This is a genomic window from Frankia sp. CcWB3 (assembly GCF_977927595.1).
Window position 1 is genome coordinate 1 of sequence record NZ_CDWRCK010000132.1, and the last position, 11952, is coordinate 11952.

Here is an 11952-nt window from a genome sequence, read left to right on the forward strand (position 1 = left end):
TTTGTTACTTCATTACGTCCCCCTAGTCCTCGGGCGGAGCCTCGTTACGGCTCATCGGATTGGCTGCGACGAAGGCCCGGGTCTGTTCATAGGCGCGCTGAATGTACGCCTCCAGCTCGGTGCGCTCCACCCGCCACTGACCCCGTCCCCCGATCTTGATGGCGGGGAGCTCGCCCGAGCGGACAAGCGCGTAGGTCTGGCTGGAGGAGATGTTGAGGATGTCCGCCACATCGCTGAGTTGAAGGAAGCGGTCGTTCATCAAAGTCCTCCTTCTGAGGGCAGATGTCTCTCCTCACGTGTGTATCAGAGATACCACCGCTTATCGCGTCCGGATGCGCGTGCTTGTGGATAAGTGCACGCGGATACCGCCAAAAGCCCGTGCTCGCAGGTACTGGACTGGTCCGCTACCCGTGCCCGCCTGGCCCAGAGGTCGACGGATCCCGTTCGGTCCGCATCCGATTCCTCGCTGGTTTGGCTGGGCTCAGGGCCGACGACCGCGTACGCTCTGCGACCGGAAGGTGCGAACATGTACCAATGGTCCGGCCAGGAGAAAAGGGAGGTCTCCCGGTGACCGAGCTCGCCGCGGCACCGGCCCGCCCGGAGGCGTCCCCGCCACCGGCATCACCCCCGGCCCGTCGGTTGACCCGCCGACGGTGGCGTGACTCCCGGCTGCTCGTCGGGGTGTTACTCGTGCTCGTCTCGGTGGTCGTCGGGGCGCGGCTGTTCGCCAGCGCGGACGCGACCCACCAGTGGGTGGTCGCCAAGGTGGACATGCCGGCCGGGCACATCATCGTCGCCGGGGATCTCGCCACGGTGCCGGCCAGGCTCGACGAGAGGACCTCGGGTCGTTACTACCCGGGAAGCCGTCTCGACGACCTGGTCGGCGCCACCCTGGCGCGGCCGGTGGACACCGGCGAGCTGGTGAGCGGGCCCGACTTCGCCGGCCAGAACACCCAGCCGACGCGGCTGGTGCCGATCATCGTGAAGGCCGGGCGGCTGCCGGCTCTCGGACCGGGTGACCATGTGGACGTCTTCGTGTTCCAGAGCGGCGCCGTCGCGCCGAGCACTACCGGGGGCGATCAGCAGGCCGGCCGGAGCACACCGGCCGCGCCCGCGGGCGCGGGGGCCGAGGTGCTGATCCTGCACGACGTCGAGTTTGTCAGCCTCGAGAAGTTGACCAACGGGGACCGTTCGCTAACGCTGCGCGTACCGGTGGACAACGCCATCCAGGCCGTCGCGGCCTCGCAGAGCGAGCGGGTCGACGTCGTGAAGATTGAGCGCGACTCCCGCGGTGGGGTCGGCTCGACGGGACCGACCACCGTGCCGGGGTACGGCCGGTGAGCCTGCCGATCCTCACCGCTGTCACCGATGCGATGGTCGAGGCCGGCCTGGTCTCGGCCTTCGATCGTCGCGACCTCGGGGTTACGGTGGTGCGCCGCTGCGTCGACCTGCCGGACCTGCTGGCCGCGGCGACCACCGGCGCGGCCCGGGCTGCCCTGCTGTCTGCGGACCTGCGCCGGCTTGACCGGGATGCGTTGACCCGCCTGGCCATGGCGGGCATTGCGGTGGTCGGGCTGACCGCCCCCGGCGACGAGGACGGCGACCGGCGGCTGCGGCAGCTCGGCGTGGCCGCGGTCATCCCCTCGGACGCCACCGCGGAGGTCATCGCGGGAGCGGTCGTCGAGGCATCCCGGGCGCTGGCGACGAACGCGGCCGCGCCGGCGACCCGGGCGCCCGGTTCCTACAGCGAACCACTCGTCGGGTTCGGGCCGCTCGCCCCGGCCATCGGTGTCACCGACGGCGTGGGGCCGATCGGACCGGGCGACGGCCGGGTGGGCCGGGTGATCGCGGTATGGGGTCCGGCCGGCGCGCCGGGACGCACCACGATCGCGCTGTGCCTGGCCGCCGAACTCGCCGGGCTGGGGACCTCCACCCTGCTGGTGGACGCCGACTCCTACGGCGGCGCGGTCGGGCAGCTCGTCGGCCTGCTCGAGGAGGCCCCCGGTCTGGCTGCGGCGGCCCGGTCGGCCAACCAGGGGCTGCTGGACGTGCCCCGGCTCGCTGTACTGTGCCGTGATCTGGGCGGCGGCCTGCGAGTGCTGCCCGGCATCCCCCGCCCCTCGCGATGGCCCGAGCTACGCCCGGCATCCGTTGAGACCGTGCTGTCGATGGCCCGGCGCCTGGCGTCCTTCGTCGTTGTGGACTGCGGGTTCTGCCTGGAGACGGACGAGGAACTGTCGTTCGACACCTCCGCGCCCCGGCGTAACGGAGCGACGCTCGCCGTGCTGGGCGCGGCCGACGTCGTGCTGGCGGTGGCGTCTGCCGAACCGGTCGGTCTGGTCCGGTTTGTGCGGGGACTGTCCGACCTGCGGGAGACCGTCCCCTCCGTCGACCCGCTTGTCGTGGTGAACCGGCTGCGCGCCTCGGTCGTGGGCGGAGACCCGGCCCGCGAGGTCAGTCGGGCGATTCTGCGCCACACCGGGACCGAGCCGGTGGCCCTGGTGCCCTACGACCTCGCCGGGCTGGACGCCGCTCAGGTGGCCGGACAGCTCCTGCGTGACATCGCTCCGACCTCCCCGGCCCGGCTGGCGATCAGGGAGCTGGCCGGCCGGCTGCTTGGCCGCCCGGCGGCTCCCCGCCGTCGGCGGGGGAGCCTGCGGCGCCAGGCCCGGTGAACTCGGTGAGTCCGGCGAACCAGATGATCTTGGTGAGCGGGCAGGCCGTCCCGACGGACGAGCCGGGGCCGCATCCCCCGCTGGGCCTGCTGCCGTCCGGCCGATTGCTTGCGCGGCGTCGGCAACTCACGGTTACGCCCTTGGCGTAACCGTGACATAAAGTATTCGTGTCGCCATCTTGGTGTAGTGGGGGCGGTTACAACGAGCAATTTGGGGGCATCGCTGTGTGGAGGAACTTCGGTCAAGTCGTGAGAGAGATCTCACTGATAGCTTCCGACCTTATAAAATTTACTACATAGAGTAGCTTTCTTAATCCGTAGAGTCTGAGATGCGAGAGAAGTCGTACAAGAAAGTCACGTAACGTAGCATCGTATATGTATCTGCGAGCGGTCTCTTTCGGCAACGTTACGCTAGTGGGAGCATGCCTCGCCAGCACCACACGAGTCGTACCTTGATCTCCTATGGGCGCGGCGAGAGGTACGTGATGCTCGTTCGAGACGGCTGGGGGTGTGTCGGGTGAGCCGAGAGTACGCGAAGGCCGTGGGCGCCCGGTTGCGGGCGATTCGGATACAGCAGGGTCTGTCGCTGCAGGGAGTGGAGCAGAAGTCGCGGGGGCGGTGGAAGACCGCTGCCGTTGGCTCCTACGAACGCGGTGACCGCATGATCAGCGTGCATCAACTCTCCGAACTCGCGGGATTCTACGGAGTCCCGGTCTCGGCGCTGTTGCCCAACGAGGATCAGCTGCCGCCGCGGGAGCGTCGCCCACGTACGGTGCTCAACCTGGAGAAGCTGAGCGAGGCTCCGCCGGACTCCTCTGCTCTCGTCCGTCGGTGGGTTGCCCAGATCCAGCGCCAACGGGACGACTACGCCGGCCGTGTGCTGTCCATCCGGGATGGCGACGTGCGTGCGCTCGCCCTGCTCCACGACACGACCCCCCAGGAGTTCGCCGAGCGGCTGCGGAACTGGGGAGTGCTGGAGACCAGCTTCCCCGAAGAGAGTAGCGAGGAGCCGCCGGAGTAGTCCGGTGGACTGCCCGGGCGCTTCGAGCGCCGGGAGCAGCAAGGTACGGTCAACGCGGACCATGGACTGTTACCGGCCCATCCCCGGCCGTCCCGACGAGGCGGGCACGCCGTTTGTGGGCGGGTCGGCCCAGGTGCGACCGGGCGGCCCACATGGCAGCGAGCATGCCGGGCGGCGGGCATCCCAGCGCGATGCGTCTCCCTTCCCGGTCGCCGCGCCGGGAGGTGGACTATGACCAGGAAACGGGCCCCACGCAGAGGTCTGGTCCTGGGAGCCGGTGGAGTGCTCGGCTCCGCCTGGATGATCGGCGCGATGCGGGCGGTCGAGACCGCGACCGGCCGTAATCTGAGCGGAGCCGACCTGGTGGTCGGCACGTCCGCCGGCTCGGTGGTCGCGGCCCTGCTCGGTCTGGGGATCGGCATCGACGTGATGGCCAATTCCGAGCGGGGGATCTACGAGGCGGGGGATCCCGTTCTTGACTACCGCGACCTCGGTGCTTCCCTACCCCCGCGCCCCCGGATGCGCATGGGTTCACCGAGGCTGCTGACGGCCAGTGCCCGGCACCCCCGGCGGTCCTCGCCGATGGTCACGCTGGCGGCGATGCTTCCACAGGGCCGTGGGAAGATCTCCGCGGTCGGCGATCTGGTGACCGCGGCGATGGACCGCAAGGGCCTCGATCCGACCGGGTGGCCCACCAGGCCCGCGCTGCGGGTGGTGGCCATGAACTTCGACACCGGTGAGCGCGTGCTGTTCGGTGTGGCCGATGCGCCTCGGGCAACCTTGTCCGAGGCGGTGATGGCGTCGTGTGCCATTCCCGGCTGGTACGCCCCGGTCGCGGTGGACGGCCAGCGATTCGTTGACGGCGGAACCCGATCGCCCGCATCGGTCGATCTTCTCGCCGACGCGGGCCTCGCGGAGATCCTGGTGCTCGCCCCGGCCTGCTCGTTCCACCTCGACCGACCCCGTGGCACGGTGGCCCGGGTCGAACGCCAGGTCCGCCGGGCCGCCACCCGCCGGCTGATGCGGGAGGTCGAGATGGTGGAGGCGGCGGGCACCCGGGTGACGGTGCTCTGCCCAGGTCCGGAGGATCTCGAGGTCATCGGCGGAAACGTGATGGATCTGACCCGGCGGGCCCAGGTGTTCGAGACGGCGCTGCGTACGACGGGCGAGGCCCTGCATGCCGCCGCCCGTTCCGCCCGTTCCGGCGTGGCCGGGGCCACCGACGACGCCGAGGCGAGCGGGGGCCGGCTTGGGCTCGGCCTGGCCGGCTGACCTGGTCCTCGTGGCTGACCTGGTCCTCGTAGCCGGCTCGCCCCGGTTGGTTGCACACTGAGCGGGTGCGCATCTATCTCCCGTCCACGCTGGCCGTCGCCCGATCGGTCTGGGAGTCCGCGCGCATCCCCCCAGGCACCGGATTCGCGGTCACCCCCGCGACGCGCGAGTGGTACGCCCAGTCGGAGTCCGAGGAGGAGTTGGAGTACGCGGCGCTGCACGACGCCGGCCGGGCAAGCCTGCGGCTGCTGGACGCCGACCCGTCCGCGCCGCGCCGGCGCATGGTCTTCGTGGCCGATGTCGCGGACGGCGAGGTGCGGGTAAGAGATGATCTTGAGCAGGGTGCCGTCGAGGTGGACTTCCCGGTGCCGTGGTCGGCCGTGCAGGCCATCCATGTCGACGACGGAGACGACGAGGAGGTTGTCGCGGCGGTCGCGGCGGCGGCGAAGTGCATCGTCGAGGCCGATCTCGGTGGGGATGACGCCGCCTTCACCGTGGACAGCGTCGAGGGCTTCGAACTGCTGTGGTTCGCGCCTCAGGAGCTCCCCGGTCTTCTCTGACCCCGACGGAGACGCGGATGTTGGGTGCGCGGGGGCGGAGGTCTCCCCCGCGCGGCGGAGGAGACCACGCACGTTGACGGCTCGTTGGGGCATGCTGTCTGGACTGGTGACCAGCTGGCGTGAAATGTTCCCGACGGGCGGCCCTCGCGGTTGTCTTCCCATACTCCTCACTCCTCCCTGGGGTGCTGTTCGTCGCCTGCCGTCCGTGAACGGTGATTTCCCACCCAGGGAGATCGACGTGGACAACGGTTGAACCTCCCCGGGTGCGGCCGATGCCGGGCGTTGCGAATAATGCTGGGGAGTCTTGCGGCGGCGACCGGGTCACCACCTGGATGGCGCCGAGGGGGCTCCACTTCCCACAACCTTCGTACCGAGATGTCACCCCCGCTGGCAGGTGTGATCTCGACCGACCTACCGCGGTAAGGAGGCTGGCAGCCCATGCTGTACCTCGCCGGGCAGATCCTGGCATACGTGCTGGTGGCGATGCTCATTGGTGCGGCGCTGGCCTGGGTCTTCCTGATCGCGCCGCTGCGCCGGCAGGCCCGCAACGCCGACGCTGACGCCGCGCGGAATCGGGCGGGATCGGTGGAGACGCCGGCCGGCACCGGCTTGGGCCTCGACGAATCCCGCCCCGGCGCGGTCCCGTCAGCCGATCAGGCGGCAGCCGCGAACGACGTGAACCGCGTGAATGCCGGGAATGCTGCCGAGGCCGGGAACGCCGTGGCGGCGTGCGTCGGCGACGCCGACACGGGTGTCCCCGGTTCGGGCGCCCGCGGCACGGGCACAGGGCAGGCCGCCGAGCTGATCGCCCGGTTGCGCCGGCAGCGTGACGACGTCGCCTTGGAGAAGGCGGATCTAACTGCCCGGCTCGCTGTCGCCGAACAGCGTGCCGCGGAGTCCGAACGGCGGATCGCCGAGGCGGAGCGCCATGCCGTGATCGCAAGCGCCCGGGTCGAGGAGATCGAGGCAGCGATGCGGGCCCGGGCGTACGCCGTGACACCCGGCGCGGCCCAGGCCCTCCCGGCCGGCCCGGGTGCCGCCGGCGAGGGTACTGTCGGCCCGGGTGCCGCCGGCCCGGTGCCGGCGGGCTCCCCGGGGGCGGGCGGTGATCCCGCCGGCCCTTCGGCGGCGGAGCTCGCCCATGAGGCCGAGCTGCTGCGCAGACAGCTCGTCGAGGCCGAGGGCCGGGCGGCCAAGTTCTCCTCCCGACTGGCCATGGCCCGTACGGAGGCGGAGGACGCGCAACGCCAGGTGGCCACCATGACCACCCGGCTGGATCGGCACCAGGCCGAATGGGCGGCCGAACGGCTCAGCCTGCTGGGGCGGATCGCGAAATCCGAGGCGCTTCTGGGCCAGGCCTCCTCTGACGAGAAAGCCGGTGCCGAGCATCCCGAGGCTGCCCCCACCGCCGAGGCCGCCGTCGCGGTCGGGGTTGCTGCCGCGGGCGGTGTGGTCTCGTCGAACCTCGCGGTCACCCCGAACGAGGCGGGGCCGTCGAAGAGCGCGCTGCCCGCGCACGGCCTGGCTCTGTCGCCCGGGGCGAACATCTCGGGGGCGACGGTCCAGGCGAGCGGCGTTGCCACGAAGAACCGGCCACCGGCCCCGGGCGGACCGCCGTCGAGTAGTCAGGGGAGTGGCTGCGGCGTGAAGAGCACCGGTGGCAGGAGCACCGGTGGAACGAACGGGGCCAGCGGCCAGCCGGGTACGGGTAGCCGGGTCGTGCTGGAACCCGCGCCGCGGTGGAACGGTCTCCTCGATCCAGTGCGGTCGGGCGGCGACAACCTCAAGGAGATTGTCGGCGTGGGCCCGGTGATCGAGGCCCGGCTGCGGGCGTTGGGCATCACAACCTTCAGTCAGCTGGCCGAAATGGGTGATACCGACGTCGAGCGGCTCGCTCACCGGCTGGATGGCTTCGGTGACCGCATCGTCTCCGATGATTGGGTCGGCCAGGCCCAGGATCTGCAGGCCCGGCACTACGGCGGCGTCTACTGACCGGACCGCCGTCCACCTCGCTCGTCACAGTCCGGAGATGAGTCCCTCGATCTCAGCCTCCAGGATCCGGCGGTCGGTGACGTCGGAGTAGAGCCAGACATGGCCGCGGTAGCCGTCGGCCGCGGTCAGCGGGATGTGGCTACGCTCGAACACCCGCCCGTCGGCGAACATCACTGCCTCCCGGCGTAGCGTCCGCCGTCGACGGAGCAGGGTGTCCAGGCGCGTCGCGAATCCGGATGGATCGTCCACCAGCCCGGGCCGGGGACGCAGCTGCAGCCGGCAATCCGTTCCGACCAGGTCGACGGGCAGGTCCGCCAGATCGAACAGATCGCAGTACACCTGGTTCACCGCCACCACACGCCCGTCCCGGTCGGCGATGAGCACGGCGGTCGTCAGTTCGGCGAGCAGGGTCGTCAGCCAGCGTTCCCGGTCCCGGCATGCCTCCTCGATCCGTCGGGCCTCGGTGAACGGGCAGCCACAGGTGTGGTTCGAGCCCCTGGCGCGTCCGAAGGGACGCAGGTCGTCATTCTCGCTGCGATGCAGGGCCACGGCCGCGCGCCACTCCGCGCCAGGCGGGAGCGTCCCGCGGGGAAACCCGACTGTGGGCCGATCCTCGGTGGCTTCGCGGGATGTCGCCCGGCCCGGCGTCGGTTCGCCGGGAACCGGCCGGCGGGGAAGCGGAACAGACCATTCCCAGCCCCGATCGGACTGGTCGGCCCGAGGCCAGGCCGAGGGTGCTTCGCGTCGCGGGTACTCGCCGTCGTCCTCGCGGTCCCCGGCCGCGTCGACGAGATCGGTCTCCTCGGTGTCACCGTGCCCGTCCAGCCCGTCCAGGCGGGCTATCTCGTCCACCCGATCGGGGCGATCCGACCGGTCGGACTGGTCCGGCAGATCAAACGGGCCCGGTCCGTCGAACACGCCGAACCTGTCGAGATCGCCCGCGGGCACCCCATCGGAGGCGAGGGCCTGGAGACCGAGGAGATCCTGATCGAGCAGGTGCCCGTCGAGGAGGTCGGGATCGAGAGCGGCGAGTTCGAAAGCCGCCTCGCGACGGCGAAGGCGGTCGAGCTCGGCCTGCCCGTCGTCAAGGTGTTCGAGATCGGCCGGTTCGTGATGCGCCGGTTCGTGAGACGTCGGTTCGCGGGAAGCGAGGTCGGGTTCGGCCCGTTCCTGGACGGCGACGTCGTCGGTATCGGGCTGGCCCGCGGACGATGGGCCGATCGGGGAGTGACGCCCTTGGACCCGCGGCGAGGACACCGGCACACCCGTCACCGGCACACCCGTCACCGGCCCGGCGGCGTTCCCGAACGCACTGGCCGACGGCACGGTGAGGGTGCCGACGATCCGTTGTCTACCGTCCCCTGCCGAGGTCACCATCGTCTGCATGACCGCGTCGCAGGGTGGTTCACCCGGTCGGATCAACCGGACCTGGATCGAAAACCCGTCGCCGTGCGTGACGAGGCGCCGCCACCGGCTGCCGACGTTCGCTACGTCGCCGGGATGGACGATGCGTTGCCATCCCCATCCGACCGCCTCGTCGCGGGTAACGCCGGTCAACTTGGACCACGGCCGGTTCACAAAGAGATACCGGCCTGCCGCATCGGTGGCGAATACCGCGACCGGGCAGTTTTCGACAATCCGCCAGAACATTTTCCAAGCGGTCGTGTCGAACATGTCTGACGATCGGGGATCCCGGGCGCCGCTCATCGTGATGCCCCTTTCCACTCCGGGGGATCGTGCCGGGGAGGCGTCGGGAGCAACGCCGCCCTGGTGGCCGAATGAGGTTCTCGCGGGCGGCTGGCGACCGCGCTGGTTGTTGGCTGACCGGACACGGAAGGGACCCCCGAGGCAGGCGTTGGTGGGACGCTGGATGAGACCGGCGGGGTGGGGGGATTCCGCCTGCCGACCCAGCGATGCGATATCGGCTACAGGGATGTTCGGGTTAGGGACCGCCGAAAGGCTATCGCCTCGGCGTCGTTTCGAGGGAGAAATCGCGCGGGCGTTTCCGGGGCGGTTGGTGCACCGTCGGTGCAGTCGATATGCGCACAGAGCGATGACAAATGTCCGGTCCGCGACCGCTTTTTGACTGCGGAGAGTAGCAACCTTGGTGGTCAAGGGGGGACTCTGTACGGGCTGTGGCCTACCTGAGCCCTACCCGCTCCATGTCCCCGGTGGGGGTTGTGCGAACGTTGTTGCGTCTGCCCCCGGCGTCGGGGGTTGCTTACCAGTGACCTTCTTTCTACGCTTCGTGGCAATTATCGGGGCGGGAAGAGACGAAAGCCGGAGGAGCAGCGGTTTCCGTGGCGGTGGCACGCGGCAGTTGGCTGGACGCGACATCGTTCGTGGAGGACGAGGTCAGAGAGCTCGTCCGGCGGCGTTCTCTCGATCCCGTGCGGGACCCGGCGCAGGTGCGTCAGCTCGTTCACGAGGTGCTCGCCGATTATGAGGAACGGGTTCTCGTCAGTGACCTTCCCCCGGTCGTCGACCGGGACGTCACCGCCCGGCTGGTCTATGACGCGGTTGCCGGGTTCGGGCCGCTGCAACGCCACCTCGACGACCCCACCGTGGAGGAGATCTGGATCAACGAGCCGGGCCGGGTATTCGTCGCCCGGGCCGGTCGCAGCGAGCTGACGACGACCATTCTGACGGCCGATCAGGTCCAGGACCTCGTCGAGCGGATGCTGAAGTCCTCGGGCCGGCGGGTGGACCTCTCGACCCCGTTCGTCGACGCCATGCTTCCGGACGGTTCCCGGCTGCACGTGGTCATCCCCGATGTCACCCGGGTGCACTGGTCGATCAACATCCGTAAGTTTGTGCTGTCCGCGTCGAGCCTGGACGAACTGGTCGATCTCGGGACGATCACGCTGGCAGCGGCCACCTTTCTGGACGCTGCCGTCGTCGCCGGCCTCAACATCATCATTGCGGGCGGCACTCAGGCCGGCAAGACGACCATGCTCAACTGTCTCGGCTCGGCCATCCCGGCCCGGGAACGGGTGATCAGCTGCGAGGAGGTGTTCGAGCTGAAGCTGCGGGCCGCCGACTGGGTGGCGATGCAGACCCGGCAGGCCAACCTGGAGGGCAGCGGGGAAATCCGGCTGCGCCGGCTGGTCAAGGAGGCCCTGCGGATGCGCCCGGACCGGCTCCTGGTCGGCGAGGTTCGCCAGGAGGAGGCGCTCGACCTGCTGATCGCGCTCAACTCTGGGCTGCCCGGTATGTGCAGCCTGCACGCGAACTCGGCTCGCGAGGCCGTGACGAAACTGTGCACCCTGCCCCTGCTCGCCGGCGAGAACGTCAGCCATGCCTTTGTGGTGCCCACCGTCGCCGCCAGCGTGGATCTCGTCGTCCATCTGGAGAAGGACGTCTCGGGCCGGCGCCGCGTCACCGAGGTCGTCGCGCTGCCCGGCCGGACGGAGGGGGACGTCATCGAGATCGCCCAGATCTACCGCTCGCGCGCGGACGGACTGGTCCGCGCCGACGGCTTCCCGCCACATCCCGAACGGTTCGCCCGCGCCGGCTACGACCTGCCCGCCCTGCTGGCCCAGGGCGACCATGATTACCATCATCATCGGCCCGGCGGGGGCTGGCCCGAGATCGCCGCGGAGCGATGATGGGCATCTTCCTCGGCCTGCTGTTCGGTCTGGGTCTGTTCCTCATCGTCACCAGCGGCCGGCCGCGGTTCGCGGCCTGGTCGGCGACGGCGCGCTGGGAACGGTCGACGAGCGACCTGCTCGCCCAGGCGGGCATCCGCGGCGTGACCCCGCGTCAGTTCGTCATGATCAGCCTGGGTCTGGGCCTGGTAGCCGGCCTGGTCGTCCTGGCATTCACCGAGACCGTGTCGCTGGCCGGCGCCTTCGTCGTGTTTGCGAGTCTGCTGCCCCGGGCCCTCGTGGTCCGTCGGCGGCATGCCCGCATGCATGATCTGCGGGAGCTGTGGCCGGACGTTGTCGACAACCTGTCCAGCGCGGTGCGGGCCGGGATGTCGCTGCCCGAGGGCCTGGCCGCGGTGGGGGTGCGGGGGCCGGTACAGCTGCGACCGGCTTTCACCCGGTTCGGCGAGGACTACAGCGCCACCGGGTCGTTCTCGGCCTGCTTGGACCGCCTCGCCGACGAGCTCGCCGATCCGGTGGCCGACCGCATCATCGAGTCACTGCGGATGGCCCGGGAGGTCGGCGGGACCGACCTCGGCCGGCTGTTGCGCACGCTGTCCACCTTCCTGCGGGAGGACGCCCGCACCCGCGCCGAGCTCGAGACGCGGCAGAGCTGGACGGTGAACGCCGCCTGGCTCGCGCTCGCCGCCCCCTGGATCGTGCTGCTCCTGCTGGCCACCCGGGGGCAGAACGTGCGAGCCTACGACAGCCCGACCGGGGTCCTGGTGCTCGTGGTGGGCGGCGCCGTGTCGGCCCTCGCCTACCTGCTCATGAAGCGGATCGGCC

Annotated in this window: 10 protein-coding genes; 8 read left to right on the plus strand and 2 right to left on the minus strand. The window is 70.2% G+C overall.

Features of this window, described 5'->3' with window-relative positions; all coding sequences use genetic code 11:
• Positions 1–22: 22 nt before the first annotated feature.
• A complete protein-coding gene (locus ACY5KJ_RS11740; RefSeq protein ID WP_011435224.1) occupies positions 23–259 on the minus strand; it encodes a helix-turn-helix domain-containing protein in 237 nt (78 codons plus the stop codon).
• 308 nt (positions 260–567) lie between these two features.
• Here ACY5KJ_RS11740 and ACY5KJ_RS11745 point away from each other — a divergent pair, with 308 nt between their 5' ends.
• The 6 genes from ACY5KJ_RS11745 to ACY5KJ_RS11770 all read left to right on the plus strand — a co-directional run bounded on the left by ACY5KJ_RS11745 (position 568) and on the right by ACY5KJ_RS11770 (position 7519).
• The gene (locus ACY5KJ_RS11745; protein WP_462187082.1) at positions 568–1341 is read left to right on the plus strand and encodes an SAF domain-containing protein; all 774 of its coding nucleotides are present in this window, start codon (positions 568–570) and stop codon (positions 1339–1341) included.
• A complete protein-coding gene (locus ACY5KJ_RS11750) occupies positions 1338–2675 on the plus strand; it encodes an AAA family ATPase (RefSeq protein ID WP_462187081.1) in 1338 nt (445 codons plus the stop codon). The genes ACY5KJ_RS11745 and ACY5KJ_RS11750 overlap by 4 nt, the downstream gene beginning before the upstream one ends.
• A gap of 516 nt (positions 2676–3191) precedes the next feature.
• On the plus strand, positions 3192–3695 hold the full coding sequence (locus tag ACY5KJ_RS11755; RefSeq protein ID WP_462187080.1) for a helix-turn-helix domain-containing protein: 504 nt from the start codon (positions 3192–3194) through the stop codon (positions 3693–3695).
• A 231-nt stretch (positions 3696–3926) separates the two neighbouring features.
• Positions 3927–4967, plus strand: coding sequence for a patatin-like phospholipase family protein (locus ACY5KJ_RS11760; protein WP_462187079.1), 1041 nt, complete (start codon positions 3927–3929; stop codon positions 4965–4967).
• A gap of 65 nt (positions 4968–5032) precedes the next feature.
• A complete protein-coding gene (locus ACY5KJ_RS11765) occupies positions 5033–5527 on the plus strand; it encodes a DUF6912 family protein (RefSeq protein WP_462187078.1) in 495 nt (164 codons plus the stop codon).
• Positions 5528–5965: 438 nt separating this feature from the next.
• The gene (locus ACY5KJ_RS11770; protein WP_462187077.1) at positions 5966–7519 is read left to right on the plus strand and encodes a hypothetical protein; all 1554 of its coding nucleotides are present in this window, start codon (positions 5966–5968) and stop codon (positions 7517–7519) included.
• 24 nt (positions 7520–7543) lie between these two features.
• Here the strand turns inward: ACY5KJ_RS11770 and ACY5KJ_RS11775 are convergent, their stop codons facing one another.
• Positions 7544–9226, minus strand: a complete 1683-nt coding sequence (locus ACY5KJ_RS11775) for a PAS domain-containing protein (RefSeq protein ID WP_462187085.1) — start codon at positions 9224–9226, stop codon at positions 7544–7546.
• A gap of 593 nt (positions 9227–9819) precedes the next feature.
• On the opposite strand from ACY5KJ_RS11775, the gene ACY5KJ_RS11780 reads away from it, so the two are divergent.
• Together ACY5KJ_RS11780 and ACY5KJ_RS11785 are read left to right on the plus strand one after the other, a co-directional pair.
• Positions 9820–11127, plus strand: coding sequence for a CpaF family protein (locus ACY5KJ_RS11780; RefSeq protein ID WP_462203359.1), 1308 nt, complete (start codon positions 9820–9822; stop codon positions 11125–11127).
• The coding region (locus ACY5KJ_RS11785) for a type II secretion system F family protein (protein WP_462203360.1) at positions 11127–11952 on the plus strand (826 nt) is incomplete at its 3' end. The genes ACY5KJ_RS11780 and ACY5KJ_RS11785, both read left to right, overlap by 1 nt.

Bases quoted from the DNA above. Each gene is read 5' to 3' on its own strand.
- ACY5KJ_RS11770 (WP_462187077.1), top strand. From the start codon at position 5,966: ATGCTGTACCTCGCCGGGCAGATCCTGGCATACGTGCTGGTGGCGATG.
- ACY5KJ_RS11760 (WP_462187079.1), top strand. From the start codon at position 3,927: ATGACCAGGAAACGGGCCCCACGCAGAGGTCTGGTCCTGGGAGCCGGT.
- ACY5KJ_RS11775 (WP_462187085.1), bottom strand. From the start codon at position 9,226: ATGAGCGGCGCCCGGGATCCCCGATCGTCAGACATGTTCGACACGACC.
- ACY5KJ_RS11740 (WP_011435224.1), bottom strand. From the start codon at position 259: ATGAACGACCGCTTCCTTCAACTCAGCGATGTGGCGGACATCCTCAAC.